Below are 15,708 nucleotides of genomic sequence, written 5' to 3' on the forward strand. Positions count from 1 at the left end.
GTTAGTCCTTACTACCCTTGTCGTTGCTTTGTGCAAACATCTCTGCGATACCTGCAACAGAACCCATTAGGCCAGTCGCTTCGAGTGGTAGCATGATTATCTTGCCGTTTTCAGCTTGGCCAATAGACTTCAGTGCGTCGGTGTAACCTTGTGCAATAAAGTAATTGACCGCTTGCATGTCACCTTGAGCGATGGCTGTCGAGACCATTTCTGTCGCTTTTGCTTCTGCTTCTGCTGCACGCTCACGAGCTTCTGCTTGCAGGATGGCTGCTTGCTTTTGACCTTCCGCTTTTAAGATTTCTGATTGCTTATGACCTTCCGCTTTTAGGATCTCAGCTTGTCTTACACCTTCAGCCGATAAAATGTCGGCACGTTTGTTTCGCTCAGCTTTCATCTGGGCATTCATTGCGGCGGTTAAATCAGCTGGGGGCTGTACATCTTTGATTTCGATACGAGTAACTTTTACGCCCCATGGGTTAGTTGCTTCATCCACGATATTTAGCAGCTTGGTATTGATCATGTCACGCTGGCTAAGCATTTCATCCAGCTCCATAGAGCCAAGTACAGTACGGATATTGGTGAGGGTTAAATTACGGATCGCATGCTCAAGGTCATTTACTTCATAAGCCGCTTTCGGTGCATCGATAACTTGTACGAAGCAGACAGCATCAATCATGACATTAGCATTATCTTTGGAGATGACTTCTTGAGCTGGGATATCGAGAACTCGTTCCATCATACTGATGCGTTGTCCGACTTTATCGATAAATGGAATGATCAGGTTTAGGCCTGGTTTGAGTGTCTGTGTATAGCGGCCAAAGCGTTCTACTGTCCAGTTGTTGCCCTGTGGAACGGTTTTGACACCAGCGAAAATGAACAGTAGTGCGACGACAGTAAAGACGCCAATAGTAATCAATGTATCAATAGCCATACAAAATCCTTTGCAAATTTAAGTTTTTGATAGTTCACTATTGATACTGGCTCATATTTAAATTCTGAGCAAATTTATAAACGAGAAATGGGCCATAAAATATTGATTTTATGGCCCATTTTATATTGTTTCATTCGATAAACTAATTGATTAAATTATCAGTTTTCGATGTTTAATCTAACGATTTTAGGGTTTTGTTAGTAAAGCAGAGAGTACAGTTGTCGACGGTACTTACTGGCAACTGGGTTTCCTTGCCCAAGCGCACTTAAGATGTCCATGAACTCTTTTTTCATATCGCCATCGCAAGCATTTAGATCTTTTGCTAGGAAAGACCACAACAGCTCCATCGCTTCTTCGTTGCGGTTCACTTGGTGATATTGCAATGCTAACTCAGAGGCAGTCTTAGCGTCACTCGGGTCTTGCTGAAGAGCGGTTTCTAATGCCTGTATTTCAGGGCTGTCTGCTGCTTGCTTGTGAAGTTCAAGTTTCGCGACTAAGCCTTTGTAGTAGTTGTCTTGGTACTCAAGAGGAATGGTGGCTAGTTGAGTTTCAGCAAGATCAAACTGTTGCGTTTCTAACAAACACTCTGCAATCGCCAGTTTTACTTCGCCTTTGCTTGTTAGCGCAGCTGGAAGTTGTTGCATTGCTGCCAGTGCTTGTGTGTGCTCACCTGCTTGCATTTGCTCTAGAGCTTGACGTAATGCAAGTTCATCTTGGCTAGGAAGGTGCTTGTTTAGCATTTCAACAATGGCTTCTAAGCTCTGAGGGCCACCAAGCCCATCGACAGGCTGACCGTTAACAAACAGTGCAATAGTCGGTAGTGCTTGAACCCCAAATTGGCTAGCAATGGCTTGCTCTTGCTCGCAGTTCAATAAGGCTAAGGTGAAAGCGCCATTGTATTGCTGAGTTAATGTTTGCAGTTCAGGAATGACTTGGGCGCTCTCTTGGCTCATTGGTGCCCAAAATTGGATGAGTACAGGGGTCTGCATCGAACCTTCTAATACTTGACGAAAGTTCTGCTCATTAAGTTCAACAATATGCGGAGATTGCATTTACGTTCCTTGAGGTTTGTTTATGGATACGTTGCAAATATGGGGGGATAAGTCGGTAACTTCAAGATCTAACTGGGGTATCTCAGATAAAAAGAGACAAAAATAAAAAAACGCTATGCTTCGATGTTGGTAGGATGTTTATCTCTACATAGAAGGCATAGCGTAATCATTGAGGTGGTCAGTGAGATATTGCGTGAGATACTCAAAACAGAATAAACAACGTAATCGCCACACTCACACCTACCCAATTAAGGCGGTTTAAAGTCATGAAATATCCAGATTAGATTCACCAATTGAGAGTAATTGATGAGATAGGATAAATCATGACATCTTATTGTTACGGAAAAATTACATCGTTACATTAAAGTTTGCGACTGTGCATTCAAAGTTAGAAAATTATGCAGCTTTTCTCAAAATAGGGTCTAGCCAGCGACTCGGCAGAATCCTTTTCAATACCGCGAACACTTTAGTCGGGGTCGTAACTCGGTATCTTAGCTTTGGTTTCTCTGCGGTGAGTGCGTGATAAACTGGCTCAACACAACTTTCAGGCGGAAGAACAAAAGCGTTGTTCGATGATTCTTTTTCGAGTCGGTCTTTTTGTTGTTGATAAGCTTCTTGATGAGCGCTGCCAGCAATGGTGATCCATTTATTGAAGGCTTTCAGGGCATTATTTCTAAATTGGGTTTCTATTGGACCTGGCTGCAATAACGAGATATGAATACCGCTGCCATGCAGTTCTAAACGTAACGTATCTGTCCAGCCTTCTAGCGCGAACTTTGAAGCGTTGTAAGCGCCACGATATTTCATTGCGGCAAAACCTAATACGGAACTGTTTTGCACGATTCGGCCTTCACCACGTTCGCGCATGTGCGGGAGGATCTGACAAACAAGATGATGCCAACCAAAGAAGTTGGTTTCGAATTGCTCTCTGAGCCCCTGGGTCGGTAAGTCTTCTAGCGCGCCTGCTTGACCGTAAGCGCCGTTATTGAATAACCCATACAATCCGTTAGGTGCGAGTGCAATCGCAAGCTTGGCGCCATTCTCGATACTCTCTTGGTTGGAAAGATCTAATTGAATACAAGTGAGGCCTTCATCTTGAAGGCGTTGAACATCTTGTGGGTCACGGCAAGATGCAATGACATGAAAGCCGCGTTTTTGAAGTGCATGAGCACATGTATAGCCAATGCCTGTTGAGCAACCAGTGATAAGAATCGACTTGTTCACACTTAATCCTTTATTAGAGTCTCTATCGCTTTAGAGTAAAGAATTAGTCTTGATGTTGTAACAAGTTTTTTAGTGCCGGTTCGATTCTTGAGTAACTAAAGATAAATCCCATTTCAGTGAGCTTCTTTGGTTTAGAACGAATGCTGTCAAAGAGGAGACAAGAAGATTCACCCATCAGAAGCGACATTGCCCACTTAGGCGTGAACAAGAAATGCGGTCGGCGTAGTTGTTTGGCGAGTGTGCTGCTGAAAAGTTTGTTGGTGACGGGGTGCGGGGCACACATATTAAATTCCCCTTGAGCATGAGGAATCGACAATAAGTGGTTGATGGCTCTCACCATATCCAGCATGTGAATCCAAGGCATGTATTGCTCGCCTGAACCTAGCGGCCCACCAACTCCGAGTTTGTACGGCATAAGCATCTTTTTGAGCGCACCGCCATTTTCACCAAGTACAATACCTGTTCGTAGTAGTATCACGCGTGTGCTTTCTGATTGTGCTCTCTTGGCTATCTCTTCCCAATGAGCACAGACTTTGTGAGGAAAACTGTCGTCTTCTACTTGTAGTGATTCATCAAATGGGTGTTGCTGTTGATCGCCATAGTAACCTACAGCCGAACCGCTAATGAAAGCCTCCGGTGGGTTGCTACTGGCATGAATTAACTCGACCAGTTTTTCGGTAATGTGCCAGCGGCTATTGCAGATCCTCTCTTTTTGCTCCGCACTCCAACGCTTGTCAGCGATCGATTCGCCAGCAAGATTGACCACAACATCGAAGTCATTGAGATCGCTGAGTTCATCAAGAGATTGAATGTAATGAAGGTTATTCTGGTTCAGATGATTTAGGTTTTGCTTCGCTTTTTCGGGGCTCCGCGTCAACAATGTCACGTCGTCAGTATTCCAGCTTTTGACCAATTCAGAACCAATAAATCCCGTACCACCCGTTAACAATATCTTCATACCAATCTCCCTATTAAACATAATTATAGACATGGCTTGTTTTTGAACGCCAATCAATACGAAAAAATCACTATAACGATCAGTTGGTTTCAATCGTGTGATACCTAATTTACGCCTTATGCAATTTACTCAGGAGTGAAATTAAATCCACCTAGCTCGTTTGCAAACTAGGCAACTCTCGCTGAGCCACGCATCTTGAGGTTACTTGGGTATATACCGCTATCACATTTATGCACTTTACTCCGATATGTTACCAACTGCGTAATATTTGTCACATAAGGAATGATAAGGATTTGTCATGATTATTAGTAATTAATAACCAGACACAATTTCAATGACTAGGAGTTGCGATGACGGCAGTGCTTGCTTTGTTTCGAGCCATGTTAGGTAGCCTAAGGGATCTCTTGCCGATCGTGGCGGTGATTGCTTTCTTCCAGCTTGCTGTTTTGCAAGAGCCACTCCCTCATCTTTTGTCTATTCTAACTGGCTTAGTGTTGGTGGTCTTTGGGCTGACTTTCTTTATCTTTGGCCTTGAAATGGGGTTGTTCCCGATTGGCGAATCGATGGCGCAAGCATTTGCCAGAAAAGGGAGCGTGTTCTGGTTATTGACCTTCGCTTTCTGTTTAGGTTTTGGTACCACCATTGCCGAACCCGCGTTAACCGCAGTGGCTGCTGAAGCAGCAGAAGTTGCAGCTGAAGGTGGTGTTATTCCCAACTCTTTAGATGAAAGGGAACAATATGCCGATGGGCTGCGCTTCACCGTGGCGTTATCGGTCGGTATTGCCATTCTATTAGGAGTACTTCGGATCTTAAAAGGCTGGCCAATTCAGTACATGATCATCGGTGGTTATATTGGAATCGTGGTGCTCACCGCTTTCGCCCCTGAAAACATTATTGGGATTGCGTACGACTCTGGCGGTGTCACAACATCGACGATCACCGTTCCGTTAGTGACCGCATTAGGGGTGGGTTTAGCCTCGGCGATTAAAGGACGAAACCCGATGATTGATGGCTTTGGATTGATCGCCTTTGCTTCACTTCTGCCGATGATGTTTGTCATGGTGTACGGGATGGTGGTGACATGATCAGTGTGCAGCAATTTATCGACACCTTTCTAGGCACTGTGATGGATGTGATTCCGATTGCGGTGATCATCTTCGGTTTTCAGTTAGCGGTACTGCGTAAGCCTGTCAATAACCTTGCCAAAGTGCTCATCGGTTTCTTTTACGTCATTCTTGGCTTATCACTCTTTTTGATGGGGTTGGAGCTCGCGTTATTCCCTCTAGGGGAGACGATGGCAATGCAACTCACCGAACCAAGCTTTTTGACTGAGTTTAAGATCAGCTCTGGTCTTTCATTGGCTTGGTTTGATTATTACTGGGTTTACCTGTTTGCGTTTTGTATTGGTTTTAGTACCACGATAGCCGAGCCTTCTTTGATTGCTGTAGCGATTAAGGCAAACCAAGTATCCGGTGGCAGTATCAGTGTTAACGGACTGAGAATCGCTGTGGCATTAGGCGTTGCCATCGGTATCTCATTGGGTAGTTACCGTATTGTTGCGGGCGATCCTATTCATTACTACATTATTTGTGGCTATGTCATTGTGGTGATTCAAACCTTTTACGCCCCCAAATTGATCATTCCATTGGCCTACGATTCAGGCGGGGTTACGACATCTACCGTGACTGTACCTTTAGTGACGGCTCTTGGATTAGGGCTTGCTTCAACTGTACCGGGACGAAATCCAGTAATAGACGGTTTCGGCTTAATCGCCTTTGCGAGTTTGTTCCCCATCATTTCGGTGATGAGCTACGCCCAAATAACCCAATGGTTAAACCGTTTACACACCTCTAAGGAGAGCAAAGATGCGCTTTAAACTTATCCTAGCGTTTGTAGAAGAGAGCAAAACCGACATTGTGCTCGATGCCGCGCGTGATGCGGGCGCAACCGGAGCAACCGTGATTAATAATGCCAGAGGGCAGGGCTTAAACCAAAAGCGCACCTTCTTCGGATTAACATTAGAGGTGCAAAAAGATGTGCTGCTGTTTGTCGTTGAGGAGCATCTAGCAAGGCATATTCTTGAAAGAATTAGTGAAGTGGGGGAGTTTGACCAAGAATCGGGACAGGGTATTGCAGTACAGATAGATGTGGAAGATGCAGTCGGCGTTGCGCATCAAGTTGAGACGTTAACAAAGGTTGTGGAGGATGAGCTATGAGTACCAGTGAAAAGATCCGAGTAGGCGATGTCATGGCCAATACGTATGTGATTATCGATGGGCTAACTACGGTGTTTGAAGCGATAGAGATGGCTAAAAAGCACAAAGTGAAGGCAATCATTGTCGATAAACGCCACGAGGATGACGAGTACGGTATCGTGTTGATGAATGATATAGCAAAGAAAGTGTTGGCTAAAAATCGATCTCCGAAGCGAACCAATGTTTATGAAATCATGACCAAGCCAGCGCTAAGCGTGTCTGCTGAGATGAACGTAAAGTATTGCGCTCGCCTGTTTGAACGCTTTGGTATCAGTCGCGCGCCAGTAGTTCGTGATCACAAGATAGTCGGTATGGTTAGTTACAATAATATCGTGATCAACGGTATGGCGAGAGATGACGTGTAGCATTTAGATACGTACAATAGGCTCATAAATTTTATGGAGAAGTACGTGTGAAATTATTTTTTGCTTCAGACCTACACGGTTCGCTGCCAGCAACAGAAAAGGTATTAGAACTCTACCAAGCGTCTGGTGCGCAATATTTAGTGCTATTGGGTGACATTCTGAATCATGGGCCAAGAAATCCGATTCCAGAAGGATACAACCCACCGGCGGTTGCAGAGAAGTTGAATGCGTTTTCTCAAGAGATCATCGCCGTTCGTGGTAACTGCGACAGTGAAGTGGATCAAATGCTGTTGTCTTTTCCAATGATGATGGATTACTCATGGGTGTTATTGGAATCAGGTCAGCGTATCTTTCTAACCCATGGTCATTTGTATAACACCACTAAACGACCAGCACTAAAAGCGGGTGATATTATTGCCCATGGGCATACTCATATTCCAGTTGCCGAATACCAAGATGATATCTTTATCTTTAACCCTAGTTCGGTGACATTCCCACGAGATGGTTACGCAGCGAGCCATGGCATCTATGAAAATAATACCTTTAAAGTCATTAGCCTTGAAGGTGACGTAATTGTGAGTGGCGAGCTTTAAATAAACTCAATCGGCGGCGTTAGAAAAGGCTCACTTTGAGTCTACGTGGCCGAGGTCCCTGTCTGGAGCAATGATGTTTCGCACTCTTTGCTTCAGAACTTTCGCTTCTGGAAAACCTTGATCTGCTTTTCTTTCCCAAATCTGCACACCATTACAAAAGATTTCGAACCTGCCTCCGGTGTCTGGATGCAAGCTCACTTGTTCAATTTCTTCGCTAAAGGTATGCAGCAGCTCTTGGCATAACCAACTAGAACGAAGCATCCAATTACACTGACGGCAATAGTGTATTGCGATTGTCGCTTTTGTTGCTGTCTCTTTAGCTGGCGTCAGATTTGGTTGATCCGTATTCATAGTTCATCCTTAAAATGCTACATCCGTAATTTGATACCAACGGCTAACAAAAAAGGGGCATCATGCCCCTTTTCTATTGGTTTACCGTTTAATGGTATTCAGCTATTTTTATACAAAAATAACTGCAGAGTTTTAGTTGGAACCAGTTTTAGTTTGAGAACAAAACGGTAGAACCGTGATTTAAGCTAGTGAGCAGCAGTGCTTTCTGATTAATAATATCAATGCGTCGGCTTTGCTCTGCATCCATCTTAATCACTTGAGTGATAAGTTCGAGTTGCTCTTCCGAAAAGTCTTGGCGCTCAGCCGAAGTTACATCTTTAAACTCCGTTGGCGAAATCAGTAAATAGTTATCGTTAATATCCCACTGACCTGTTTCTGATATGTTGATCACATTCGCAGGTGCAGTTTGAGTGCTGTACAGCCTAACCACTGACATTCTCAGGTACGTACCATTTGGTAGGTATTTCGCATTCGATGACAATTCAACTTTACGAAGCGGGCCGATTGAATCAGCTTGCTTGTTGTCGCTAATCAGAGTCACCATTTTCGATTGCCATTCATGCTGAGTGAGCAAGCGCTCTACTTTTGCATCGCTGCCCCAATATAACCAACCACTTAAGAATGCAGATAGAACCAGTAAAATAATCGATACTTTTAATTTCATGTTACTGACCACCGTTACAAATGTCGTTTACATCTGACTGATTTGCGTAAATTCTTAGGGTTATATTTTCGCTAGAGTAATCTTGCGGGTGAATGTAGTTGAGGGCAAGGTTGTTGGTTTGTCCACCTGTTGCAATCACCTCTGTTGGCTTCAACATACCAGTGTGATTGGTGTTGTAACGCATTACACACTTCTCTATCGCTGGTAGCCAACTGCTGAGATCAGGGTGATTGATTGGGGTTTGAATCTTTACACCATTCACTTCAGTCAATGTTCTGAACTCGGATTCTGCGGGGTTAGTAAACGTTAAAACCAGAATTGGCATGATGAAAGCCGCAAGCAATAACGAAAACGCTAACCACTTATTGGTGCTTTTAACCGGGGTCGCAGTTGGTGTTGCTGCTGGTTCCACTTCAACTTTGGTTTCTTGAAACTTTGTAATTGACTCGGGCTCGACAGCTTCAGTCATTGCTTCTTCGGTCATTGTAGGCGTTGCAAACGTTAAGATAGGTTCTACGTCATTTTCTGCAATTTCAGCCGCTGCTGGCTGATCATTTGATGAAAGTGGTGCAGAGCGTTCAACGGTTGCAATAAATTGGTAACCGCGTTTAGGTACCGTTTTTACGAATTCTGGAGATTTGGTTGAGTCCTTGAGCATCTTTCTCAGGGTCGAAACTGCTTGCGTTAAGCTTGAGTCATCAACCTCAAAGCCTTGATCTCGCCAAACATACTCGTGCAATTCATTACGAGTGATAACTTCATTGGGTCTTTCTGACAGCATCAGGAGAATGCGGCTTTCATTGCTGCCAAGGCGCACGACTTCGCCGTCGCTCATTTGATCAACAAGTGAATTGCTATTTGGATCGAATACGAACCGCTGTGCGAGAATAAACTTTGTGCCGATATTGCTCATTGAATTCTTCTATTTTGGATGATTTTGAGTGCGAAATAGACAAATCTCAGGTGAAGTTCCGTTAATTCTTCACCAAATCATGGCTTCTTTTATGTTCTTTTATATTTATCAGGCTCAAGGATAATAAAAACAGATCAAAAAAACAGTGTTTTTATGATTTTTGACCTTGAATTTACATTTGTCATCCTCATGTTAATGAACATAAGAGTGGCATCAAGTGTTACGCCCCTATGGTATTCAACATAAAGTATAGATGTTTTGGAGTAAAAATGAGCGAAACAGCAACGCAAAATAAAGAGACTCGTGGCTTTCAATCTGAAGTAAAACAACTACTTCACCTAATGATTCACTCACTGTATTCAAATAAAGAAATCTTCCTACGTGAGCTGATCTCTAACGCATCTGACGCGGCTGATAAGCTTCGTTTCCAAGCCTTGTCAAACGGTGACCTTTACCAAGGTGATGCAGACCTAGGCGTAAAATTATCTTTTAGCGCTGAAACCAATACTTTAACGATTTCTGATAACGGCATCGGCATGAGCCGCGACAACGTTATTGAGCATTTAGGTACGATTGCTAAATCGGGTACTGCAGATTTTTTCTCAAAGCTGTCTGAAGACCAAAGCAAAGACTCTCAATTGATTGGTCAATTTGGTGTTGGTTTCTATTCTGCATTCATCGTTGCAGACGCGGTAACGGTTCGCACACGTGCAGCAGGTCTAGCGAGTAATGAAGCTGTTCAGTGGCACTCTGCAGGGGAAGGTGATTACACCATCGAAGACATCACTAAAGAGTCTCGTGGTACTGATATCATTCTTCATATGCGCGAAGACGGTAAAGAATTCCTAAATGAATGGCGTCTGCGTGAAGTCATTGGTAAATACTCTGATCACATCGGTATCCCTGTTTCTATCTTAACTGCGGTTAAAGATGACGAAGGTAAAGACACCGAAGAGAAACATTGGGAACAGATTAACAAGGCTCAAGCGCTTTGGACTCGTAACAAGTCTGATATCGAGAAAGAAGAGTACCAGGAGTTTTACAAGCACGTATCTCACGACTTTGCTGATCCACTAACGTGGAGCCATAACAAAGTTGAAGGTAAGAACGACTACACAAGCCTACTTTACATCCCAGCTAAAGCACCTTGGGATATGATGAATCGTGACCATAAGAGCGGCCTTAAGCTTTATGTACAGCGAGTATTCATCATGGATGATGCAGAGCAGTTCATGCCATCTTACATGCGTTTCGTTCGCGGCTTGATTGACTCAAACGATCTACCACTGAACGTGTCTCGTGAAATCCTGCAAGATAATAAGGTAACTCAGTCTCTTCGTGGCGCATGTACTAAGCGTGTCCTGACAATGCTTGAGCGCATGGCGAAGAATGACAACGATAAGTACTTGGAGTTTTGGAAAGAGTTTGGCCTAGTACTGAAAGAAGGCCCAGCGGAAGACATGGCGAACAAAGAAAAAATCGCTGGTTTACTTCGCTTCTCATCAACGGAAGTTGATTCTGCTGACCAAGCTATCAGCCTAGTGTCTTACGTTGAACGCATGAAGGAAGGTCAAGACAAGATCTATTACCTAACAGCAGATAACTACGCTGCCGCTAAGAACAGCCCGCATTTGGAGCAGTTCAAAGCAAAAGGTATCGAAGTGGTTCTAATGTACGATCGTATTGATGAGTACGTAATGAACTACTTGACTGATTTTGATGGTAAGCAGTTCCAATCGATCACCAAAGCGGGCTTAGACTTAAGCAAGTTCGAAGGTGAAGAAGAGAAAGAGAAGCAAAAAGAGGCAGAAGAAGAGTTCAAATCTGTTGTTGAGCGCACTCAATCTTACCTAGGTGATCGTGTTAAAGAGGTTCGCACGACATTCAAGCTTGCAACCACGCCAGCTGTTGTTGTTACCGATGATTTCGAGATGGGCACTCAAATGGCTAAACTTCTCGAAGCGGCGGGTCAAGCTGCTCCTGAAGTTAAGTACATCTTTGAGATTAACCCTGAGCATGCGCTAGTTAAACAAATGGCTGATGAAGGGGACGAACAGGCGTTTGGTCGCTGGGTTGAGCTACTACTTGGCCAGGCTATGCTGGCTGAAAAGGGCTCAATGGAAGATCCGTCACAATTCTTAGGTGCAATCAACGAACTGCTGACAAAACGTTAGTCTTTCGACTTTGGGCTAAGCCCATAATTATGAATAAAAGCTCGCGAATGCGGGCTTTTTTTATGAACGTCGCTTAACTTCATCGAAATATCGCTAAAGTTGCTAACAAGACGAACGCAAACGCTGTCGATACATTCTTTAGTCTTAATTTCAGCCAAATTGAATATTAATGTGATAGAATGCTCGACCTAATCAGCTGGTACTATGAACCTATCGTCTCCAGTTGTATGATTTTTAAACGTTATACCGAAACTTACCGTTTTGCTTCTGTTTACAGTTGTGCTTAGCCTCAGTTGTTACCTAACCTCTCTTGTTTGACCTCAATTAAACCAGAAAGGCGGGATAGTGAGCTTCGGTATAAATCATAATTTTTATAAGAGGATTAAACATGCGCATCATTCTTCTAGGTGCTCCTGGCGCGGGTAAAGGTACTCAAGCTAACTTCATCATGAACAAATTTGGTATCCCTCAAATTTCAACTGGTGACATGCTACGTGCTGCTATCAAAGCGGGTACTGAGCTTGGTAAGCAAGCAAAATCAGTAATCGACGCTGGTCAGCTAGTTTCTGATGAAATTATCCTTGGTCTAATCAAAGAGCGTATCGCTCAAGATGACTGTGAGAAAGGTTTCCTACTAGACGGTTTCCCACGCACAATCCCACAAGCGGATGGCCTAAAAGAAATGGGCATTGCTGTTGATTACGTTGTTGAATTCGACGTAGCTGACGATGTGATTGTTGAGCGTATGGCTGGTCGTCGTGCTCACCTTCCTTCTGGTCGTACATACCACAATGTGTACAACCCACCTAAAGAAGAAGGTAAAGATGACATCACTGGCGAAGAGCTAGTGGTTCGTGATGACGACAAAGAAGAAACAGTTCGTGCACGTCTAGGCGTATACCACGATCAAACGGCTCCGCTTATTTCTTACTACGGTAAGGAAGCAGAAGCAGGCAACACTAAGTACCTTAAATTTGATGGTACTAAGCAAGTTGCTGAAGTTAGTGCAGAACTTGAGAAAGCACTAGCATAATTGGCTAACAGCCAGTTTTAGAATTTGATATATTGGAAGCGACCGTTAAGGTCGCTTTTTTTGTTTCAATTTTTAGTAATATACCAATCTAGATAAATCGATTGTGCACTGTTTCCGCGGTACGGTTTAGATTCGCGAGGCTAACGCTCAAGGTGATATTGTGATAACCCAGGTTAAGAACGATTATTCTTAAATTTAGTGGCACAACAATGATCTTAAACTTATGCCAATTAGTATATTACGTTCCAGAAAATCACACATTGGTCTCAGGTATCTATGGAAAATAATAAAAAGCAGGGCGTTTTACTGGTGAACTTAGGAACACCAGATTCGGCGACCCCGGCTGGCGTTCGTCGATTTTTGAGTGAATTCTTACACGACAAGCGAGTCGTAAACCTAACGCGTTGGCTTTGGTGTCCTATTTTACATGGGGTGATCTTACCGATTCGAGCGCCGAAAGTGGCTAAGCTGTATCAGTCTGTTTGGATGGATGAAGGCTCACCACTGCTTGTATATTCTCAAAGACAAGCCGACAAGCTCCAGAAAAAATTAGAGATGCCCGTAGCGCTGGGTATGACCTATGGCAACCCAAGCCTTAAGGCGGGGGTCGAGCAACTGATGGAGCAGGGTGTTGAAGACATTATCGTCCTGCCTTTATATCCTCAGTACTCAGGTACAACCACAGCGGCTGTTTCTGATGGTTTAACCAAAGCCTTTAAGCAGATGCCAGTGATTCCGAGCTATCGCTTTATTCGCGACTACTACGCGCACCCAAGCTATGCAAAAGCTTTGGCTGAAAGTGTTCGTAGTCATTGGGATAAAAATGGCAGAGGTGATCATTTAGTGTGTTCTTTCCACGGTATTCCGAAGCGACTCGCTGATGAAGGTGACATCTACCCTCAGCATTGTGAAGCGACGACAAAATTACTTGCTGCTGAGTTAGGCTTATCTGCGGACGATATCACTATGACATACCAGTCTCGATTTGGTCGAGAAGAGTGGTTGAAGCCTTACACTGACGAGACACTTGAATCACTGCCGAGTAAGGGCATCAAGAAGATTGATATCATGGCTCCTGCGTTCTCGGTTGACTGTTTGGAAACGTTGGAAGAGATTTCTGACCAGTGTAAAGAGACGTTCATTGATGCTGGTGGCTCAGACTTTAGCTATATTATGTGTCTTAACGACAGAGACTCACACATCGATATGATGGTTGAGCTAGTGGCGCTTCATCGCTAACTGATATGCCAATAGAATAAATAACAAAAGGGCTGCTCATTGAGCAGCCCTTTTTGATCTTGATGTTTCTTCTTGAAATAGATCTAGATATTAAGCAACCGAAGTTTCTGCTTTTGGTTCTGCTTCAAGCGTCATGTTGGTTTCTACACCATGCATCCATGATACAAGTTTACCTGCACAAAGAAGCAGTAAGACGCCACTTATTGTAGCTGTAATTGCGATACCACCGAAGATAGACATTGCGCCAAGCTCACCAACGTGAGAACCCACAAGGCCAGCGACGTAGTTTGCGACAGCATTGAAGCCAAACCATGCACCCATCATTAACGATGCTAGACGAAGCGGAGCTAACTTAGTGACCAACGACAGGCCAATAGGAGATAGACAAAGCTCACCAAGAGTATGGAAGAAGAAAGCACCGACTAGCCACAGCATTGATGTTTTCACTGTTAGGTCGCCACCTTGCTCCATTACTGCACCCATCATGCACACAAAGCCTAGTGCTAAGAAAAACAACGCCATCGCAAATTTCACTGGCGAGTTTGGTTCACGCTTACCAAGCTTGACCCAAAATGCAGCAATGATTGGTGCAAGTGTAATGATGAAGAATGGGTTCAGAGATTGGAACCAAGCTGCAGGAACTTCAAAGCCACCAATCATACGGTCCGTATATTGTTGAGTGTAGATGTTCATCAAACCGCCAGCTTGTTCAAAGCCAGCCCAGAAAACGATTACGAACAGACCCATAACAAGAATAACTTTTAGTCTGTCGAACTCTTCTTTGGTCAGTGGTGTTTTCTCTTTCGATTTGTTCAGCGCTTTCGCTCGTGCAGCTGCAGGTACTGAGCCAATGTTGCCTAACCATGACTGAGCCATCGTCAATTGCATAACTAAGCTAATAACCATACCGATACCAGCGGCTAGGAAGCCAGCTTTCCAGCCGAATGAATCGACTGCAGCACCTGAAATTAAGCCACCCAGTAGCGCGCCTAAGTTGATGCCCATGTAGAAAATGGTGAAAGCGCCGTCACGTCGGTTATCGCCTTCTTGGTATAGGTCGCCAACCATGGTCGAGATGTTTGGTTTAAACATACCGTTACCACTGATAAGCAGTGCTAAACCTAGATAAAGAGCATTTACTTGGTCTAAGCCAATAGCGCCGTTAGGAAGAGCAAGCGTAAATTGGCCTAATGCCATTAATACACCGCCCACTAGGATCGATTTACGTTGTCCTAAGTAGTTATCGGCAAGCCAGCCGCCGATTAATGGCGTGATATAGACTAAACCGGTATAGATACCATAAAGATCGAGGGCATCTTTTGTTGACCAACCAAGGCCACCATTGATAGTGGTATCGGTAAGAAATAAAACAAGGATCGCACGCATTGCATAGTAGGAGAAACGTTCCCATAGCTCTGTGCTAAAAAGTAGAAATAGGCCTCTAGGGTGGCCAAAGATGTTGTGATTGCTTGGCATAAGTTTTACTAATTTTAGGTATTAAAAGATTTTATAGTTCCTTATGTATACAGAGTGGAATAACCATCTGCAATAGGCGTCTTTTATGGTCACGATAACTATTTTTTTATAAGCTCATGAAAATATGGGGTTTTATTGGGAATGTTGCCCAGACAATGCGTGCTGCAAACTAATTTTCCAGTTTTGAGTTGAGCGCATAGTGTTCTTTTTAAAAGAATTATCGAATGCTAACCGTTCAATTGATTGGTTTGTTGGATGGTTTCTGTATTTAAATGGTATCTCGTTCCTTTTGTGTGTCGCATACATAGCCTTACAATAATGCGTCTTTTTATCTGTAAATGTTCCCTGTACAATGCTTAACCACTTTTTGTCCCTATGGCTTTTTGTTGATAAGTTGGTCTGTTACGCATAATTTATTGCTTATCAGGATTCATTTTATTAACGGTGATTAACGGTTTTAGGCTTGTGGTAATATGTCCC

General features: G+C 43.7%; 16 protein-coding genes. 8 read left to right on the forward strand and 8 right to left on the reverse strand.

Going from position 1 to position 15,708, the window contains the following annotated elements; genetic code table 11:
• Position 1: 1 nt before the first annotated feature.
• From H5300_RS08195 to H5300_RS08210, 4 genes are all read right to left on the reverse strand, one after another.
• Positions 2 to 931, reverse strand: a complete 930-nt coding sequence (locus H5300_RS08195; RefSeq protein ID WP_004734251.1) for an SPFH domain-containing protein — start codon at positions 929 to 931, stop codon at positions 2 to 4.
• Between the two features lie 197 nt (positions 932 to 1,128).
• Complete coding sequence (locus tag H5300_RS08200; RefSeq protein WP_004734250.1) at positions 1,129 to 1,983, reverse strand: co-chaperone YbbN; 855 nt, start codon at positions 1,981 to 1,983, stop codon at positions 1,129 to 1,131.
• A gap of 396 nt (positions 1,984 to 2,379) precedes the next feature.
• Positions 2,380 to 3,207, reverse strand: coding sequence for an SDR family oxidoreductase (locus H5300_RS08205; protein ID WP_104215956.1), 828 nt, complete (start codon positions 3,205 to 3,207; stop codon positions 2,380 to 2,382).
• A gap of 43 nt (positions 3,208 to 3,250) precedes the next feature.
• Entirely contained in the window at positions 3,251 to 4,165 is a 915-nt protein-coding gene (locus H5300_RS08210; RefSeq protein WP_182795764.1) for a TIGR01777 family oxidoreductase, read from the reverse strand.
• Between the two features lie 350 nt (positions 4,166 to 4,515).
• Between H5300_RS08210 and H5300_RS08215 the strand changes: the two genes are divergently transcribed.
• The 5 genes from H5300_RS08215 to yfcE are packed head-to-tail and all read left to right on the forward strand — an operon-like array spanning position 4,516 to position 7,378.
• A complete protein-coding gene (locus H5300_RS08215) occupies positions 4,516 to 5,250 on the forward strand; it encodes a DUF1538 domain-containing protein (RefSeq protein ID WP_182795765.1) in 735 nt (244 codons plus the stop codon).
• Positions 5,247 to 6,041, forward strand: coding sequence for a DUF1538 domain-containing protein (locus tag H5300_RS08220; protein WP_017090179.1), 795 nt, complete (start codon positions 5,247 to 5,249; stop codon positions 6,039 to 6,041). Before H5300_RS08215 ends, H5300_RS08220 begins: the two co-directional genes overlap by 4 nt.
• Entirely contained in the window at positions 6,031 to 6,381 is a 351-nt protein-coding gene (locus H5300_RS08225) for a P-II family nitrogen regulator (protein ID WP_004734245.1), read from the forward strand. The genes H5300_RS08220 and H5300_RS08225 overlap by 11 nt, the downstream gene beginning before the upstream one ends.
• Positions 6,378 to 6,785 (forward strand): CBS domain-containing protein, encoded by a 408-nt coding sequence (locus tag H5300_RS08230; protein ID WP_182795766.1) that lies wholly within the window; start codon positions 6,378 to 6,380, stop codon positions 6,783 to 6,785. The genes H5300_RS08225 and H5300_RS08230 overlap by 4 nt, the downstream gene beginning before the upstream one ends.
• Positions 6,786 to 6,832: 47 nt before the next feature.
• Entirely contained in the window at positions 6,833 to 7,378 is a 546-nt protein-coding gene (yfcE, locus tag H5300_RS08235) for a phosphodiesterase (protein WP_182795767.1), read from the forward strand.
• 30 nt (positions 7,379 to 7,408) lie between these two features.
• Here the strand turns inward: yfcE and H5300_RS08240 are convergent, their stop codons facing one another.
• The 3 genes from H5300_RS08240 to H5300_RS08250 all read right to left on the reverse strand — a co-directional run bounded on the left by H5300_RS08240 (position 7,409) and on the right by H5300_RS08250 (position 9,306).
• Positions 7,409 to 7,729 carry a SelT/SelW/SelH family protein gene (locus tag H5300_RS08240; protein WP_017090181.1) on the reverse strand — a complete coding sequence of 107 codons (321 nt, stop codon included), beginning with the start codon at positions 7,727 to 7,729 and terminating at the stop codon, positions 7,409 to 7,411.
• Between the two features lie 148 nt (positions 7,730 to 7,877).
• Positions 7,878 to 8,393 (reverse strand): regulatory protein ToxS, encoded by a 516-nt coding sequence (locus H5300_RS08245; RefSeq protein ID WP_054547640.1) that lies wholly within the window; start codon positions 8,391 to 8,393, stop codon positions 7,878 to 7,880.
• 1 nt (position 8,394) lies between these two features.
• On the reverse strand, positions 8,395 to 9,306 hold the full coding sequence (locus H5300_RS08250) for a transcriptional regulator (RefSeq protein ID WP_151417357.1): 912 nt from the start codon (positions 9,304 to 9,306) through the stop codon (positions 8,395 to 8,397).
• Positions 9,307 to 9,575: 269 nt separating this feature from the next.
• On the opposite strand from H5300_RS08250, the gene htpG reads away from it, so the two are divergent.
• The 3 genes from htpG to hemH all read left to right on the forward strand — a co-directional run bounded on the left by htpG (position 9,576) and on the right by hemH (position 13,752).
• Positions 9,576 to 11,480 carry a molecular chaperone HtpG gene (htpG, locus tag H5300_RS08255; protein WP_182795768.1) on the forward strand — a complete coding sequence of 635 codons (1,905 nt, stop codon included), beginning with the start codon at positions 9,576 to 9,578 and terminating at the stop codon, positions 11,478 to 11,480.
• A 388-nt stretch (positions 11,481 to 11,868) separates the two neighbouring features.
• Positions 11,869 to 12,513: an adenylate kinase gene (adk, locus tag H5300_RS08260; RefSeq protein ID WP_009847341.1), complete on the forward strand. Its 645-nt coding sequence runs from the start codon at positions 11,869 to 11,871 to the stop codon at positions 12,511 to 12,513.
• Between the two features lie 276 nt (positions 12,514 to 12,789).
• Entirely contained in the window at positions 12,790 to 13,752 is a 963-nt protein-coding gene (hemH, locus tag H5300_RS08265) for a ferrochelatase (protein WP_102441677.1), read from the forward strand.
• 90 nt (positions 13,753 to 13,842) lie between these two features.
• On the opposite strand, the gene H5300_RS08270 is transcribed toward hemH, so the two are convergent.
• The gene (locus H5300_RS08270; RefSeq protein ID WP_004734236.1) at positions 13,843 to 15,228 is read right to left on the reverse strand and encodes a peptide MFS transporter; all 1,386 of its coding nucleotides are present in this window, start codon (positions 15,226 to 15,228) and stop codon (positions 13,843 to 13,845) included.
• Positions 15,229 to 15,708 lie beyond the last annotated feature (480 nt).

Origin of the sequence: Vibrio sp. SG41-7 (assembly GCF_014164465.1) — a bacterium.
Classification (GTDB): domain Bacteria; phylum Pseudomonadota; class Gammaproteobacteria; order Enterobacterales; family Vibrionaceae; genus Vibrio; species Vibrio splendidus.

What these genes read in the sequence shown, in the direction of transcription:
- H5300_RS08195 (WP_004734251.1), bottom strand. Translation starts at nt 931, where the DNA reads ATGGCTATTGATACATTGATTACTATTGGCGTCTTTACTGTCGTCGCA.
- H5300_RS08200 (WP_004734250.1), bottom strand. Translation starts at nt 1,983, where the DNA reads ATGCAATCTCCGCATATTGTTGAACTTAATGAGCAGAACTTTCGTCAA.
- H5300_RS08210 (WP_182795764.1), bottom strand. Translation starts at nt 4,165, where the DNA reads ATGAAGATATTGTTAACGGGTGGTACGGGATTTATTGGTTCTGAATTG.
- H5300_RS08215 (WP_182795765.1), top strand. Translation starts at nt 4,516, where the DNA reads ATGACGGCAGTGCTTGCTTTGTTTCGAGCCATGTTAGGTAGCCTAAGG.
- H5300_RS08220 (WP_017090179.1), top strand. Translation starts at nt 5,247, where the DNA reads ATGATCAGTGTGCAGCAATTTATCGACACCTTTCTAGGCACTGTGATG.
- H5300_RS08225 (WP_004734245.1), top strand. Translation starts at nt 6,031, where the DNA reads ATGCGCTTTAAACTTATCCTAGCGTTTGTAGAAGAGAGCAAAACCGAC.
- H5300_RS08230 (WP_182795766.1), top strand. Translation starts at nt 6,378, where the DNA reads ATGAGTACCAGTGAAAAGATCCGAGTAGGCGATGTCATGGCCAATACG.
- H5300_RS08240 (WP_017090181.1), bottom strand. Translation starts at nt 7,729, where the DNA reads ATGAATACGGATCAACCAAATCTGACGCCAGCTAAAGAGACAGCAACA.
- H5300_RS08245 (WP_054547640.1), bottom strand. Translation starts at nt 8,393, where the DNA reads ATGAAATTAAAAGTATCGATTATTTTACTGGTTCTATCTGCATTCTTA.
- H5300_RS08250 (WP_151417357.1), bottom strand. Translation starts at nt 9,306, where the DNA reads ATGAGCAATATCGGCACAAAGTTTATTCTCGCACAGCGGTTCGTATTC.
- htpG (WP_182795768.1), top strand. Translation starts at nt 9,576, where the DNA reads ATGAGCGAAACAGCAACGCAAAATAAAGAGACTCGTGGCTTTCAATCT.
- adk (WP_009847341.1), top strand. Translation starts at nt 11,869, where the DNA reads ATGCGCATCATTCTTCTAGGTGCTCCTGGCGCGGGTAAAGGTACTCAA.
- hemH (WP_102441677.1), top strand. Translation starts at nt 12,790, where the DNA reads ATGGAAAATAATAAAAAGCAGGGCGTTTTACTGGTGAACTTAGGAACA.
- H5300_RS08270 (WP_004734236.1), bottom strand. Translation starts at nt 15,228, where the DNA reads ATGCCAAGCAATCACAACATCTTTGGCCACCCTAGAGGCCTATTTCTA.